Source organism: Pseudomonas sp. UBA1879 (genome assembly GCF_002338065.1).
Taxonomy (GTDB): Bacteria; Pseudomonadota; Gammaproteobacteria; order Pseudomonadales; family Pseudomonadaceae; genus Aquipseudomonas.
Window position 1 is genome coordinate 106,681 of the sequence record NZ_DDHJ01000024.1, and the last position, 15,016, is coordinate 121,696.

A 15,016-nucleotide genomic window follows, 5' to 3' on the forward strand; every position below is an offset into this window, starting at 1 on the left:
TTCTGGCAGGTTAATCGAAACGTGGGTACTTCTTCATTCGATAGGACGACTGTTGCAGGCTGCATGCCAGGTTTTACAAGAATAAAAATCTTTGAATATCAACTAGTTATTATTTGCAAGAAACAGGTAGCCCTGTCTTTTTGCATGATCTATCCATTTGCAGCTATGCAAAATGCACGTACCTTAGCGGTTCAGCAAAAAAGACCAGCGGTGGCGTAATGAATCCCGAGACACTCAGACTTTTAGTCACCCGCGAAATGCCTTATGGCAAATACAAAGGACGGTTGCTTGCAGACTTGCCAGGCGACTATCTGAACTGGTTTGCGCGCAAAGGCTTCCCAAAGGGAGAGCTGGGCAGTCTGCTTGCACTGATGCAGGAGATTGATCACAACGGTCTGTCTGCGCTGCTCGACCCGCTTCGTAGCAGTCCCCGCGAGCCGTTGCGGAGATCCCCTTTGAAAACACCGATTCGCTTTTCCTGACCTCTGACGAGATGAATGACGTGATGACGCCTCTGCAAACCGCTGCCCTCTCTGCTGCACAGCAACGCGCTCAGGACGAAGTGTTTTGGCGCAACGTTGCAGGTCAATACGACGTTGAGCCGGGGCCGATCAACTTCGAACATGGCTACTTTGGACGCATGACACGCGAGGTGCTGCGGACTTACGAGCAACACCTGGCCTATGTGAACCGCACCAATTCGGTCTATGTCAGGCAACAATTCGATACCCAGGACAGCGAAGTCATTCGTGCCGATCTTGCACGGTTGCTCAACGTACCGACGCGAGAAGTCGCCCTCACCCGCTGCGCTTCAGAGTCTTTGCAAACCCTGATTCGCAACTACAACGCGCTGCAACCGGGGGATCAGGTGCTGATCAGCGACCTGGACTACATCAGCGTGCAGACGGCCATGCGCTGGCTGGCCAAACAACGCGGCGCGGAACTCATCGAGATTCATCACGCTCACCCAGCGAGCTATGAATCCCTGGTCGAGGCGTATCGCGAAACCTTCGCTGCCAATCCACGGCTCAAGCTGATGGCGTTGACCCACGTGACCCACCGCACCGGGCTGGTGATGCCGGTCGAGGCCATCGCAGCGCTGGCCAAGTCGCGCGGTATCGACGTGATCCTGGACGGCGCTCACGCCCTTGGCCAGCTGGATTTCAAACTGGATGCGCTCGGTGTTTCGTTTGCCGGTTTCAACCTGCAGAAATGGATGGGCGCGCCACTGAGCCTCGGCTTCATTTATGTGAAGCAGGAGCGGTTGTCGGCCATTGATCCAGACATGGGCGACGAACGTTACGCCATCGACGACATCCTGGGGCGGGTGCCGTATGGGACGCCGAACATTCCTGCGCTGCTGTCGCTGACCAAGGTGTTCGAGGAACACCGGGCCATCGGCGGCTCTGCGGTAAAGGGTGCACGCTTGGCCTATTTACGGGACCTGTGGGTTCGCGAGGCACGTCATATTCCGGGTATCGAGGTTCTGACGCCGGATGATCCACGGCTGTACTGCGGGATCACGTCGCTGCGCTTCACGCGCCATGACGATCAGTCTTTGATGGCTCAACGATTGCTCGATGAGCACGAGATTTTTGTGGTCGCCCGCGCCGGCTCTGCGTGTGGCCCGTGCATTCGGATCACGCCCGGTTTCATCACCTCCACTGACGATGTGGCGAAGCTAGTGGCGGCCCTGCGCGCGCTGGCCTGAGGCTCGAAGCGGCACCGAGAGGCAAAAAAAAGCGGCGACCGTGGAAGAGACGGCGCCGCAAAAGAGTTTCAATGGAAAAGTACCTTTGCAAAAGGTGCGATAAAGATACGCCTCCGGATCAGGTCGAGTGCGGTACATATATATCGCACAGGCAAAAAAAACGGCGCTCCGGACCAAGGGAGCACCGTTAAATAGCCATGCAACAACGACTTCTGTAGCAGCGCCTCACCGCTTGAATCCCAGCCTCTGGAGAGGATTTAAACAGCTCGCGCATGAACGGGGGCTGTCGAGAATCAACCGGTAAGGCATTTGACGCAATTTTCAATCGAACAGCGCGATTGCCTCGGCTGTTGCATCGGTAATACGACCCCAATCGCCGTTCTTGACCCATGCGTTGTCGATCATCCAGGTGCCGCCCACGCACATTACGTTAGGCAGTGCCATGTAGTTTTTCAGGTTGGCTGCGCTGACGCCGCCGGTTGGGCAGAAGCGCACTTCCGGGAATGGCCCGCCGAGCGCTCTGATCGCCCCGACACCGCCACTGATTTCGGCTGGAAACAGCTTGAAGCGGCGATAGCCCAAGGCATAACCGATCATGATTTCCGACGCGCTGCTGACACCGGGCAGCAGCGGCAATTCGCTCTGCGCGCCCGCTTCCAGCAAATCCTGGGTGCTGCCTGGGGTGACGATGAATTGCGAGCCTGCATCTTCTGCTGCTTTGAGCATGTGACGGTCGAGGATCGTGCCCGCGCCCACGCACAGCTCAGGGCGTGCTTCGCGCAGCATGCGAATGGCCTTGAGGCCGAATTCGGAACGCAGGGTAATTTCCAGCGCGTTCAGGCCGCCTGCTGCCAGCGCATCGGCCAGCGGCAGCACGTCCTGTTCGCGTGCAATGGTGATGACCGGGAGAATCTTTGCTTTTGCGCAGAGTTCGTCGATCTGGGCAATCTTGCTCGCCATGCTATTCAACGGCTGTTTCACGTGGGTATTTTCCATGGCGGCTGATCCTTTGCTTATGGGCACCAGTAGATCTCTAGAGACGGGTTGAGGAACGCGCGGATCGGCATTTCGGCGAGATCATCGCCTGCCAGCGCGGCGCGCAGGGTTTCCAGTTTTGCCTGCCCGGAAACGGACAGGATCGGCGTCGTGGCCGACGCCAACAGTGACCGCGTCATGGTCAGACGCTGATGAGGAATGCTCGGCGCCAGCATGGGCAGACAGCGGCGCTCGCTGTTCAGGTCCAGCGCTTCGGCCAGGTTCGGGCTGTTCGGGAACAGCGACGCGGTATGACCGTCGTCCCCCATGCCCAATACCAGCACGTCGATTTTCGGCAGTTCCTTGAGCGCCTCGTCGGTAGCGGCCGCCGCTTCTTCGAGGGTCGTCGTCGGACGATAGAGGCTGAAGAAGCCTGCTTTCTCCGCCGGGCCCTGAAACAGGAAGCGCTTGAGCAGGCCCGCATTGCTGTCGGCGTGTTCGGTCGGGACCCAACGCTCGTCGGCCAGACTGATGGCGACTTTGGCCCATTCGATCGGCTTCTGCGCCAGTGCCTGGAAGAACGCGACCGGGCTCTTGCCGCCGGAGACCACCAGCGTCGCAACGCCGTGTGGATTGCTCGCAATGGCGGCCGTCAGACGATCAGCCACATGGTCGGCCAACGCGTTGGCCAGTTGCTCGGGGTTGTCGAATTCGTTGGCTTTCAGACCCGCCGGAAACTCAAGTTCACATATCGCCATACCAAGACCTCCCGTCACGAGTAATGAGCGCAATGGAGCTCATCGGCCCCCAAGAGCCCGCTGCATAAGGTTTGGGCGCATCGCCGGCTTTTTTCCAGCCAGCGATCAGCTGGTCGCACCACTGCCACGCATACTCGATCTCATCTTTACGGACAAACAGATTCTGATTGCCACGCATGACCTCCAACAACAACCGCTCATACGCGTCCGGAATCCGGGCGCTGCGGTAGGCGTCGGAGAAGCTCAGTTGCAAGGGGTTGCTGCGCAATTGCATGCCTTTGTCCAGGCCCTGGTCCTTGGTCATCACTTGCAGAGAAATACCCTCATCAGGCTGCAAACGAATAATCAGGCGGTTGCTGATCTGCATCCGTTGTTCCGGGGCGAAGATGTAGTGCGGCGGTTCCTTGAAATGGATCACGATCTGCGACAGCTTCTGCGGCATGCGTTTGCCAGTCCGCAGGTAGAACGGCACCCCCGCCCAACGCCAGTTACGGATGTCGGCACGAATGGCAACGAACGTTTCGGTGTCGCTCTGGGTGTTGGAGTTTTCCTCTTCCAGATAACCGGGAACCGGTTTGCCTTCGCTGTAACCCGCGATGTATTGCCCGCGCACCACTTGGGTAGCGAGGCGTTCCGGGGTGAACGGCGCCAGTGCCTTGAGCACCTTTACCTTTTCATCGCGGATGCTGTCGGCGGACAGGTCGCTCGGCGGGTCCATCGCAATCAGGCACAGCAGCTGCAACAGGTGGTTCTGGATCATGTCGCGCAGTTGACCGGCCTGATCGAAATAGCCCCAACGGCCCTCGATCCCCACTTTCTCCGCCACTGTGATCTCGACGTGGGAGATGTAATTCTGGTTCCACTGGGTTTCGAACAGGCTGTTGGCAAAGCGCAGCGCGATGAGGTTTTGAACGGTGTCTTTGCCCAGGTAGTGGTCGATCCGATAAACGCGGTTTTCCGGCAGAAACCGCGCCACAGCGTCGTTGACCCGCTGCGACGAGGCGAGGTCGTGGCCGATCGGCTTTTCCAGGACAGCGCGGGTGCGGTCGGTCAGGCCAACGAGCGCAAGGTTTTCGCAGATCGCGCCATACACCGAGGCCGGCGTGGCGAAGTAAGCAATCATGGTTTGCGCATCGCCCACGGCTTCGGCGAGAGCAACGTAGTCTTCGCCTTTGAGGAAATCCACGTGCAGGTAGCTCAGGCGCGCCTGAAAACGCTCAACGTGTTCACCTTCCAACTGGGATTCTGGGACAAAGCGACGCAGGCTCTTGTCGATGTAGGCCATGTGCTCTTGCGGCGTTCCTGGCTCACGCGCCAAGGCCAGAATTCGGGTCTCGGCATGCAGCAGTCCAGCACGGTCCAGCTGGTACAACGCGGGGAACAGTTTGCGCACGGCCAGGTCGCCCAAGGCGCCGAACAAGGCGAAGGTGCACGGTTCAACCGTAATCGAGAGCATAATGTTGGTTCTTTTATCAAGTTAGGCTACAAATACCTTTTTTAAAGGCGTTACTCAAGGCCAAATGTAGTAATAACCACAACATTTACCCAATAAACACATTACAGTGGTGATCACTACAGGCCCCCAGTACGATAGGCCACCTTTGCTACAGGCTAAAGGCCCAGTTGCACACCTTTTGCAGAAATGCCGATAGAACAGCCTGTTACCGCTTCACGAGAAGGACTTTGAATGGACCGCGTACGCAATCTGCTGGAGCAAATCCAGAGCCGTCTTGAAGAATTGAACAAGGCCGAGCGCAAGGTCGCCGAGGTGATCCTGAGTAATCCTCAGCAGGCCACCCGGTTCAGTATTGCGGCGCTGGCCCAGGCGGCGAAAGTCAGCGAACCCACCGTCAATCGCTTCTGCCGCTCGTTCGACGTCAGTGGTTACCCGGAACTCAAATTGCAACTGGCTCAGAGTCTGGCCAGCGGCGCCGCATACGTCAGCCGTGCCGTGGAAGCGGACGACAATCCTGAAGCCTACACCCGCAAGATTTTCGCCAGTGCCATTGCCTCGCTCGACAGCGTGTGTCAGGTGCTGGACCCGACCCTGATCAGCCGGGCGGTGGACCTGTTGATACAAGCGCGGCAGATCCACTTCTTCGGCCTTGGCGCTTCGGCGCCGGTGGCACTGGACGCTCAACACAAGTTTTTCCGTTTCAACCTGGCCGTCACGGCTCATGCCGATGTTTTGATGCAGCGCATGCTGGCGTCGGTGGCGCACACGGGGGAGTTGTTCGTGATCATTTCCTACACCGGCCGCACCCGCGAACTGGTGGAAGTGGCACGTATCGCTCGCGAGAATGGGGCCTCGGTACTCGGCCTCACGGCGGCAGGTTCGCCGCTGGCCAAGGCCAGTACGTTGAGCCTGAATATTCCGCTGCCTGAGGACACCGACATTTATATGCCGATGACTTCGCGGATCATCCAGCTTACGGTGCTCGACGTACTGGCGACTGGCATGACCTTGCGCCGCGGCGTGGACTTCCAGCCGCATCTGCGCAAGATCAAGGAAAGCCTCAACGCCAGTCGTTATCCGGTAGACGACGAACTGGGCTGAGCCGCCCGCCTTACTTCACCACCCTCCCCACGCCGCGACCACGAGGATCGGAGGCGGTCTCGACTTTGGTGCCATCGATCTTGATCGCCTGCACGTTGCCCATGGACCAGCCCTGATCCTTGAGCGTGTAGCCCATGGCTTTCAACTCATCAGCGACCGGCGCGGGCAATGGCGCGAATTTCTCGGTGTAGATCGTGTCCTTGGGCAGCAACTGATGGTGCACCCGTGGCGCAGCGACGGCGTCTTTTAACGGCATGTGGAAATCGTAAAGGTTGTTCAGCACCTGAAACACGGTGGTGAAGATTCTTGAGCCACCCGGCGTGCCCAGCACCAGGGTTACCGCGCCATCCCGGGTGACCAGGCTCGGGCTCATGGAAGACAGCATACGCTTGCCGGGCTCGATGGCATTGGCGTCGCCGCCAATCACGCCAAACGCATTGGCCACGCCAGACTTGGCGCTGAAATCGTCCATTTCGTCGTTCAGCAGGAAGCCCGCGCCCTTGACCACAACGCCGCTGCCGTAATCCCAATTCAGCGTGTACGTGTTGCTGACCGCGTTGCCCTTCGCATCGACGATGGAAAAATGTGTGGTCTGGTGCGACTCAAGTCCGGCCTTCACATTTTCGGTCGGCGAAATGCCCGTGGGGTTGATCTCTCGGGCGCGCTGAGCCAGATACACGTGGTCTGTCAGCTCACTGACCGGCGCTTTTGAAAAGTCCGGGTCGCCCAGGTAGTTGGCGCGATCGGCAAACACACGCTTTTCGATCTCCGCCAGCAGATGAATGTAGCGCGCAGAGTTGAGCGGCAAGCCCTTGAAGTCATTCCCCAACGCCTGCTTGATGCCGATCAGTTGGGCCAGTGCCACACCGCCCGAACTGGGCAGCGGCGCTGTGTAAAGGGTGTTGCCGTTGAAGTTGATGTGCAGGGGCTTGCGCCAGACTGCCTTGTAATCGGCAAGGTCCTGTTTGGTGATGAGGCCGTTGTCGGCCTGCATTTGCGCGACCAGCAGCTCGGCGGTCTGACCCTTGTAAAACTCATCGACGCCTTTGTCGGCGATGCGTTCGAGGGTCTTGGCCAGTTCGGGCTGACGGAAGGTTTCGCCTTTTTTCATGCCGCCGAAGTAGTCGCCGAAGTTGGTCTTGCCGTTGAGCTGTTTGATGGCTTCAGCGCCGTACATGTTTTGCTTGTCCGCGACAATGAAGCCGTTGCGCGCGTAACCGATGGCGGGGGTGAGCAATTCCGCCCAAGGCAACTTGCCGAACTTCTGATGCGCTTCCCACAGACCCATGACGGTGCCCGGCACCCCGGACGCTCGGGCACCGATCAGGCTCATGCCGGGAATCACGTTGCCCTTGTCATCGAGGTACATGTCGCGGCTGGCGGCGTTCGGTGCCGTTTCGCGGTAGTCGAGGAAGTAGGGCCTGCCGTTCATGAAAAGGGTCATGAAGCCTCCACCGCCGATGTTGCCCGCTTCGGGGTAGGTGACCGCCAGGGTGAAGGCCGTGGCGACGGCGGCGTCGACGGCGTTGCCGCCCTTTTTGAGAATCTGCTCGGCGACGTCAGCGCCGTACTGGTCCGGCGACGCGACGGCGCCGCCTTCCAGCATGACCGCGTACACCGGCGAACTGACGGCGAAAATCACCGACAAGGCGAGAGTTTTGAGCGTCACGACTCGCATGGAGCGTCCTTATATGAGCAAGGGTGTCAGCTTGTGACAGAGAGGCTGTCTGAATGCTGACCAGACTAGCGCTCAGCGCCTGACGATGTGAGGTAAATATTTATCGCTCACCTAAAAAGATCCCCCAAAAGCAGTCGTTGACCTGCATGCCCTACCGACCTCCCAATTCGGTTCAAAGAGACATCCGACGTGCCAGGCGGGTGCTGTGACGATGACCCATCGCTCTCGCTGCCGTCGTACCTCCGGCGTCTCTCGCCGAGTATGTGCTCACCGCACGGTCAGTGAATGCTGCCAATCGGTTGCCATCGCGCAGGCAGCGTCGCGATAAGCGTCGCGGGTTTGATTTCCAATGGTTCAGTTGCCCAGGCTTTGACATGGCTAATGTAAACACAGCGCATGGCTGCGCTGACCGTTGCATGGAGCATTGTTCATGAAATTGATCTCAACCCTGATGGCGATCGTCGTGATCACCGTCGCTGCGCTGTTTCTCAGGAATCTGGAAGGTCAGCCCTTTCTTGGGACAGCGCCTGAACCTGCCCAGACCGATGAGGCCTTTCAAGCCGCGCTGAACACCCTTCGGAATTTCCCCGCCACGCAACTCGTCCAGGAGGTGAGCGTTGATCCCCATGCGATCACCATGAATCAGAAGAGCCTGAAGCTCACGCTGATCGACCATCTGATCACCGCCAGCAAAGTGCGCAGCGAGCAAATCACCAACCCCGATGGTTCGCAAAGCGTGGTCTGGTTCGGCAACCTTGAGCCTCATGCCACCGTGCAGCCCGAGATTCCGCAATGGCAGGATCCTTTGAATTCGATCACCCTGGTGAAAGCCGGGCAGACCATCACCGGTACGATCCGGCAAGGATCGAAGCTTTATGAGATCCGACCTATCGGCCCTGACAGGCATGTAGTCGTCGTTCTGGACGGCGCGAAAATGCCACCTGAGCAAGACCACAGCGATCGCCCGAAGCCCCCCGCCAACAAGAACAAAAGCGTGGCGCCCAAAGCTCCTGCCAGATCGTCCAACGCTGCGCTCACCAACATCGACGTCATGACCGTGGTGCCGCAAAAGACCGTGTCCGAGTATCAAGGGGACATGATGGCGTTGATGCAGCTGGCCGTGGCGTTGGCCAATCAGAGTTACATCAACAGCCTGATCGGCATCCGGCTGCAACTGGTGGCCTACCACGTCACTGATTACGTGCCGCAGGGCGCATTTCCCGGACTCGACCTTATCCGCTTACAGAACCCGGACGACGGCTATATGGACGACTCGATCAGGGTGCGCAATGAAACCGCCGCAGACGTGGTGATTTATATCTACCGTGCCGCCCCCGCCTCAGATGGGTCACAGAGTTGCGGACAAGCCTTGCAAAATGGGTCCACAGCCGATACTGCGTTCGCAATGGTGAATTACGAATGCATCGCCAACTTCACCTTTGCCCACGAGATCGGCCACCTGCAATCCGCGCGTCACGAAATCGACAGCGACCCTTCACAGACACCCTACCCTTTCGGCCACGCGTATCGCTTTTCAGTGGGCGGAAACATGTGGCACACGATAGTCGGCACTCAGCCGAATCCGCCCACATCGCAGCGGCTCAACCTGTGGTCCAACCCTGATATTCGCTATGAAGGTGTGCCGATGGGTGATGCCGAGACAGCCGACAATCATCGCGTGCTCGAACTGACCAAAAGCGCGGTGTCGGGCTACCGATGAACTCAGGCTGCGTAATTGGCCAGCTTCTGCTGAATGAAATCCAGAAAGCACTGAATTCGTAAGGCCAGTTGCGAGTTGCGGTAGTAAACCGCGTGGATCGGCTGGCGATACCCGCTGTTGGCATGCGCAAGGACAACCTTCAGGCGACCGAGGCGGATGTCTTCATGGGTCATGAAGTGCGATAGACAGACGATGCCCTCGCCCGCCAGCGCCAGTTGCCGCAAGGTTTCGCCACTGGACGCGGACACGGTCGGTCGAATGAACAGGCGATCCCCTTCAGCATGACGCAACGGCCAGTGATTCAGCGTCTCGGTCTGCGTAAAGCCCAGCAACGAATGCTCGCTCAACGCCTCGACGGTCTTCGGCGTGCCGTGCTTTTTCAAGTAATCGGGGCTGGCGAGAATGTTCAGCGGGCTGGAGCCCAGCGCGCGCGCATGCAACGTCGAGTCCGCCAGTGCGCCGATGCGGATCGCCACATCGGTGCTTTGCTCCAGCAAGTCGATGATCAGGTCATTGCTGTTCAGTTCCAGTTGGATATCCGGGTACAGCGCCCGGAATTCGGCCACGTAGGGCACGATGGAATGCAGCATGAAGGGCGACGCGGCGTTGATCCGCAAGCGGCCGGAGGGGGTCTGTTGACGGAGCGACATGCGCTCTTCCAGCTCTTCCAGCTGCCCGAGAATCTGCTTGGCGCGTTCGAGGAAAAACTTGCCCTCCTCGGTCAGATCCATGCGCCGCGTGGTGCGATTGATCAGCGTGGTGCCGAGCTTGGCTTCGAGACGCGACAGCGTGCGACTGATCGCCGACGGCGTCTGCCCCACCTGCTCGGCGGCGGCAGAAATCGAGCCGCTTTCGATCACTGAGACGAACACCTGCAACTCATCGGATCGCGCTTTCACGCCTGTCCTCCCTTCAAAACAGCCTGAATGGTCGTCGCGTTTTTACGCAAAGCCCCGGGCGTCATAACCGGGCGCTCATGGCAGCAGCCCGGCAGCGCGATAGGCCTTAATCGTCGTGTCGAACACGCCAATATCGCCACGCCCCCGCGCCACCAATTGGGCGCCTTCCACTGCAGCGTAGATCGCCATGGCTTGTTCTTGCGCCTGGTCTGCTGACAGCTGCGGACGACAGATCGCCAGCACTTCGCTCAACCACTTGACGTTGACATCGGTGAAGTTGTCCACCTCAACCCGCACTTCCGGCGGCAAGTCGTCGTACTCGGCGGCCATGATGCCGCACAGGCACATGCGGTTGTCGTTGACCAACGCCGCCCGAAAGATCCCGGTGTAGCCCTGCATCCATTTCCCAAGGTCATCGGACTGGGCTCGAAGTTCCGTGAGATAGGCGTAGCCGTCCTCGGTGTAGCGCCGGGCCAGCGCACTGCCCAGATCCCCTTTGGTGGGGAAATGGTAGTGAATGCTCGCGCTTTTGATACCGACTTCCTTGGCCAGCTCGCGGAAGCTCAAACCGTTGTAGCCTCGGGTCTGCACCATTTTGCGGGCGACCGTCATGATCGTTTCGCGGGTGTCCAGCGTCATGCCTCATACCTCCCGATTGGACGCGCCAACCACTCGCGGCCAAAAATAATTCTGCCTATCGATAGATAGGCATTGACACAGAAATTCGTCTGCGGGCATTGTATACCTACCGATAGATAGACAGCTATGGAGCTCGCATGAAAGTTTTCGACATTCCCGGTTTTCCTAATCCTCTGCGCATTCGCATCGTCCTGGCCGAAAAAGGTCTGGTGTCGAATGTGGAGTTCGTCAAGGTTGACCTTCCCGCAGCCGAACACAAGCAACCCGCGTTTCTGAGCATCAACCCGACGGGCACAGTACCCGTTCTGCAACTGGATGACGGCACTTACATTTCGGAATGCACGGCCATCACCGAATACCTCGACAATCTCGACGGCAACCCGACCCTGACTGGCAAGACGCCGAAGGAAAAGGGCGTCATTCACATGATGCATAAACGTGCGGAATCCGAACTGGCCGATCCCGTGGGTTATTACTTCCACCATGCCACCCCTGGCTTGGGTGCCGCCCTGCAGCCTTACAAAAGTCCGGAATGGGAAGGTCGCGTGGAGTGGGGCAATCGCCAACGGGACAAAGCGGTGGCGGGCATGCGGTATTTCGATCAGGTGCTGCGCAGCCAACCGTATGTGGCAGGCGACGCGTTTTCCATGGCTGACATCACGGTCCTTGCCGGCCTGATCTTCGCCGGCTTCGCCAACATCGAAATCCCGGAGGAATGCGAGGCCTTGAAGTCCTGGCAAGCTAACGTCCAGCAGCGGGCCAGCGTGCGAAACCCGGCCTGATGATGTGTCTGGCCCGGCCTGCAAAGGGTCTGGGCATTTTTGAGTCCACTGATTTTTCAGCTCTTTTCGAGTACACCGACATGACCGTTTTCAACAACCGTTGGGCGTTGCGCCAGACCCTGGCCGTCGCCGCGCTGAGCGCTGCCTGTTCGTTTATCCCTGCAAACGCCAGTACCGCGCCAGCCAGCCACCAGACGACCCGCAGCTATACCCATCAAACCGCGCCAACACAATTCGTCGACGTCGAGGGCGCCCGCCTCGCTTACCGCCGTTTCGGCAAGGCCGGCGGCGTACCGCTTGTGTTTCTGCAGCACTTTGTCGGCAATCTCGACAGTTGGGACCCGAAGGTCATCGACGGGTTTGCCAAGGATCGCGAAGTCATTCTTTTCGACAACGCAGGTGTCGCCAGCTCCAGCGGCGAAGTGCCGAACAACATTCAGGACATGGCCAAATACGCAGCCGGTCTGCTTCAGGCGTTGGGTGTGAAGAAGGCCGACCTGTTGGGCTTTTCGATGGGCAGCCTGATCGCTCAGCAAGTGGCTCTGGATCATCCGGACGTGGTGCGTCGCCTGATTCTGGTGGGCTCCTCGCCACAAGGCGGCGTGGGCATGGCGTCGCTGACCCCTGAATTCCAGGGCTACCTGGCGAAAAAACGCGACGTACCGGACGAATTGTTGCTCGACGTGTTCTTCACCCAGACCGCTGAGAGCCAAGCCGCAGGACGTGAGTTCCTGACCCGTCTGCGCGCGCGCAAGGTCAACCGCGATGTCGACGTCAACAGCAAGACCGCGCCCGCGCAAGCGGCGGCCATCGCTGGTTGGGGTGCGCCATCGGATCACGCCAACGACTACCTGAAGAACATCCACCAACCGACGCTGGTGGTCGCGGGCAGCCACGACATCGTGTTCTACACCGCCAACGACGTCACCTTGCAACAGAACCTGCCGAACGCCCAACTGGTGATCTACCCGGATTCGAATCACGGGGCGATCTACCAATACCCGGAGCTGTTCGTCAAACATGCCACGCTGTTTCTCAACGGCGTGAAATGACCCTGAACGCTGCGTCGTCGCCCGACACGCAGCGTTTTTTCACACGCCGAACACCGACGCCAAGTGCGCCTCGTAGCGTTTCACATCGGCGTCGATGGTCGGTACTTTCATCACGTCCGTGGCCAGGAACGTCGGCAGGCCGGTCATGCCCAGGAATTGATTGGCCTTGTGGAACGGGAAGTACACTGCGTCCACACCTTTGGCTTCAAAGAAGTCAGTCGGGTCATCAAACGCCTGTTGCGGCGCGTTCCAGGTGGCCGAGATCATGTACTGCTTGCCCTGCAACAGCCCACCGCTGCCGTATTTCTGCGACGCGTCGGAACGGGTACGACCATCGTTGGCGTATAGGCTGCCATGGCCCTCGGTGAAGACTTCGTCGATGTACTTTTTCACCGTCCACGGCGCGCCCATCCACCAGCCGGGCATCTGCCAGACGATCACATCGGCCCAGAGGAATTTCTGCACTTCTTCAGCGATGTCGTAACCGCCGTCGATGAACGTCTGCTGCACGTCGAAACCGGCGCGATCCATGAACGCCAGCGCGGCATCATGCAGGGTTGCGTTGTAGCGGCCGTCAGAATGGGCGAATTGCTTGCCGCCGTTGATGAACAATACTTTTTTCATGTGAAAACCTCGTCGTGACTCGATGTGCAACCGTCTGCGAAGCGGTGGCCGTCAAGCACTCATTAATGAGCTGGAATGTGAATGGACGGCAGCGTAGCGATTTGCCGCCGGTCGAAACACCCACAACGAAACAAAACGCCTTTGCTCTAGACGCACAAATCCTCGATTCATTGTTGACTTAAGATAGCGTCACTTTCATTCAGGAGGCCTTATGAACGATCTGCACGGTTTCATTCTTCATGCCCAGACCAGGCCGGGAAAAGCGGCAGAGTTCGAAGCCCTATTCAGCCGCTACGTCGCGGCCAGTCGCAGTGAGGATGGTTGTATCGAGTACCACATGCTGCGCGATCAGCAGGATCCGACGCTGTTCATTTTCTATGAGATCTGGCAATCGAAAGCGCACCTGGATGTCCACTCGGCGTTGCCGCATATGGCTGAGTTCTTCGCTAAGCGGATGGAGTACCTGCAACGGGACTTTGAGATTCGTCCCGTGGACATGATCAGCCCTTCATCTGCCTTAGGCTAAACGCGCGGGATCAACCGGCAATCATCAGGTGCAGCCCGAGCAGGGCCATGCCGATGAAGAATGCGCGCCTGAACGCCACGGCACTGATTCGCTGCCGCAACGACTGGCCAATCATCATCCCCGCCAACGCCGGAATGACTGCCAAAAGCGAGGCACTCATTTCGGCGCTGCCCAAGGCGCCATTCCAGAACAACCCCGCGCCAAGTGCCAGACTGGACACGGTGAAGGACAACCCCAACGCCTGCACCAATTGGTTGCGATCCAGTCCGAGACCCTGAAGGTAAGGCACCGCCGGGATGACGAACACGCCGGTGGCTGAAGTGATCAGGCCTGTGATCACGCCACACAAAGGCCCCAGCCAGATTTCAGCCCGCGCGGGCACCTTGAGCGTCGGCAGAAACAGCCCGCTGAGCGCATAGATGAACAGCGCGCCGCCCAACGCGCGTCCCATGCCGTGGGCATCCCCCATGCCCACCCCGTACGAGCCCAGACCGGTACCAACGACGATCATCGTCAATAGCGGCCAGAGCCATTTGCACACGCTGCGAAGGTGCCCGCCCGTTGCCAATTGCCAGATATTGGTCAAGGTCGACGGGATCAGCAACAGCGCTGCAGCCTGTGTCGGTAACATAGCCACGCCCAATAAACCCATCGCCACGGTGGGCAGCCCCATGCCAATCACGCCCTTGACCGTGCCGGCGAGCAGAAACGCCAACATAACCAGTGACGTCAGGCTCCAGCCGAGGGTTTGATACAGCGCGAAGAACGTATTCATGGGGCGATGATGGCCCAGTCGGGAAGGGTTTTGAATCTGCGATATATTGAAGCAGCCTACGCCCAAGACAGAGCCACAGAGCGCCGCCGGCCCCCTGCCTTGATCACCTGGAACGCTAGAAGGGGAAGGAGTGAGCTTGCTCGCGATGGCGGCGAACCCGCTCACACAGCAACGTCTGAACAGACGCTTTCGTGAGCAAGCTCACTCCAGGGTCTCGCGTTGTGCGCTGTTCGACCCGTTTCCGTATGCGCACCCTATGGAATCAGGAATGTTGCTGGCTCGTCGGTAACACCAAAACCCTGTAGGAGTGAGCCAACTGT

At 58.8% G+C, this 15,016-nt stretch carries 16 protein-coding genes; 8 read left to right on the top strand and 8 right to left on the bottom strand.

Annotation, left to right across the window (positions count from 1 at the left end; genetic code table 11):
* The first annotated feature begins 218 nt into the window (after positions 1–218).
* The gene (locus tag B3N48_RS25705; RefSeq protein WP_296188511.1) at positions 219–482 is read left to right on the top strand and encodes a DUF3820 family protein; all 264 of its coding nucleotides are present in this window, start codon (positions 219–221) and stop codon (positions 480–482) included.
* Positions 483–505: 23 nt separating this feature from the next.
* Positions 506–1,711, top strand: coding sequence for an aminotransferase class V-fold PLP-dependent enzyme (locus B3N48_RS25710; RefSeq protein ID WP_296188512.1), 1,206 nt, complete (start codon positions 506–508; stop codon positions 1,709–1,711).
* A 321-nt stretch (positions 1,712–2,032) separates the two neighbouring features.
* Here the strand turns inward: B3N48_RS25710 and B3N48_RS25715 are convergent, their stop codons facing one another.
* Genes B3N48_RS25715 through zwf form a run of 3 tightly spaced genes read right to left on the bottom strand, consistent with a single transcriptional unit; the run spans position 2,033 to position 4,900 of the window.
* A complete protein-coding gene (locus B3N48_RS25715) occupies positions 2,033–2,707 on the bottom strand; it encodes a bifunctional 4-hydroxy-2-oxoglutarate aldolase/2-dehydro-3-deoxy-phosphogluconate aldolase (protein ID WP_296188513.1) in 675 nt (224 codons plus the stop codon).
* 17 nt (positions 2,708–2,724) lie between these two features.
* Complete coding sequence (gene pgl / locus B3N48_RS25720) at positions 2,725–3,444, bottom strand: 6-phosphogluconolactonase (RefSeq protein WP_296188515.1); 720 nt, start codon at positions 3,442–3,444, stop codon at positions 2,725–2,727.
* Entirely contained in the window at positions 3,431–4,900 is a 1,470-nt protein-coding gene (gene zwf / locus B3N48_RS25725; protein WP_296188517.1) for a glucose-6-phosphate dehydrogenase, read from the bottom strand. The genes pgl and zwf overlap by 14 nt, the downstream gene beginning before the upstream one ends.
* Before the next feature lie 231 nt (positions 4,901–5,131).
* On the opposite strand from zwf, the gene B3N48_RS25730 reads away from it, so the two are divergent.
* A complete protein-coding gene (locus B3N48_RS25730; protein WP_296188518.1) occupies positions 5,132–6,001 on the top strand; it encodes a MurR/RpiR family transcriptional regulator in 870 nt (289 codons plus the stop codon).
* 10 nt (positions 6,002–6,011) lie between these two features.
* On the opposite strand, the gene ggt is transcribed toward B3N48_RS25730, so the two are convergent.
* On the bottom strand, positions 6,012–7,679 hold the full coding sequence (gene ggt / locus B3N48_RS25735; RefSeq protein WP_296188520.1) for a gamma-glutamyltransferase: 1,668 nt from the start codon (positions 7,677–7,679) through the stop codon (positions 6,012–6,014).
* A gap of 430 nt (positions 7,680–8,109) precedes the next feature.
* Here ggt and B3N48_RS25740 point away from each other — a divergent pair, with 430 nt between their 5' ends.
* Positions 8,110–9,399, top strand: coding sequence for a zinc-dependent metalloprotease family protein (locus B3N48_RS25740; protein ID WP_296188521.1), 1,290 nt, complete (start codon positions 8,110–8,112; stop codon positions 9,397–9,399).
* 2 nt (positions 9,400–9,401) lie between these two features.
* On the opposite strand, the gene B3N48_RS25745 is transcribed toward B3N48_RS25740, so the two are convergent.
* Complete coding sequence (locus B3N48_RS25745) at positions 9,402–10,298, bottom strand: LysR family transcriptional regulator (RefSeq protein WP_296188522.1); 897 nt, start codon at positions 10,296–10,298, stop codon at positions 9,402–9,404.
* A 75-nt stretch (positions 10,299–10,373) separates the two neighbouring features.
* The gene (locus B3N48_RS25750) at positions 10,374–10,937 is read right to left on the bottom strand and encodes a TetR/AcrR family transcriptional regulator (RefSeq protein ID WP_296188525.1); all 564 of its coding nucleotides are present in this window, start codon (positions 10,935–10,937) and stop codon (positions 10,374–10,376) included.
* 137 nt (positions 10,938–11,074) lie between these two features.
* On the opposite strand from B3N48_RS25750, the gene B3N48_RS25755 reads away from it, so the two are divergent.
* Together B3N48_RS25755 and B3N48_RS25760 are read left to right on the top strand one after the other, a co-directional pair.
* Positions 11,075–11,719: a glutathione S-transferase gene (locus B3N48_RS25755; protein WP_296188527.1), complete on the top strand. Its 645-nt coding sequence runs from the start codon at positions 11,075–11,077 to the stop codon at positions 11,717–11,719.
* An 80-nt stretch (positions 11,720–11,799) separates the two neighbouring features.
* Positions 11,800–12,771, top strand: a complete 972-nt coding sequence (locus tag B3N48_RS25760; RefSeq protein ID WP_296188529.1) for an alpha/beta fold hydrolase — start codon at positions 11,800–11,802, stop codon at positions 12,769–12,771.
* A gap of 39 nt (positions 12,772–12,810) precedes the next feature.
* On the opposite strand, the gene B3N48_RS25765 is transcribed toward B3N48_RS25760, so the two are convergent.
* A complete protein-coding gene (locus B3N48_RS25765; RefSeq protein WP_296188530.1) occupies positions 12,811–13,395 on the bottom strand; it encodes an NAD(P)H-dependent oxidoreductase in 585 nt (194 codons plus the stop codon).
* 211 nt (positions 13,396–13,606) lie between these two features.
* Here B3N48_RS25765 and B3N48_RS25770 point away from each other — a divergent pair, with 211 nt between their 5' ends.
* On the top strand, positions 13,607–13,921 hold the full coding sequence (locus B3N48_RS25770; RefSeq protein WP_296188531.1) for a putative quinol monooxygenase: 315 nt from the start codon (positions 13,607–13,609) through the stop codon (positions 13,919–13,921).
* Between the two features lie 10 nt (positions 13,922–13,931).
* Here B3N48_RS25770 and B3N48_RS25775 read toward each other — a convergent pair whose 3' ends face one another.
* The gene (locus B3N48_RS25775; protein WP_296188533.1) at positions 13,932–14,696 is read right to left on the bottom strand and encodes a sulfite exporter TauE/SafE family protein; all 765 of its coding nucleotides are present in this window, start codon (positions 14,694–14,696) and stop codon (positions 13,932–13,934) included.
* Positions 14,697–14,841: 145 nt separating this feature from the next.
* Here B3N48_RS25775 and B3N48_RS25780 point away from each other — a divergent pair, with 145 nt between their 5' ends.
* Positions 14,842–14,985, top strand: a complete 144-nt coding sequence (locus tag B3N48_RS25780; RefSeq protein WP_414704287.1) for a hypothetical protein — start codon at positions 14,842–14,844, stop codon at positions 14,983–14,985.
* The last annotated feature ends 31 nt before the right edge of the window (positions 14,986–15,016 follow it).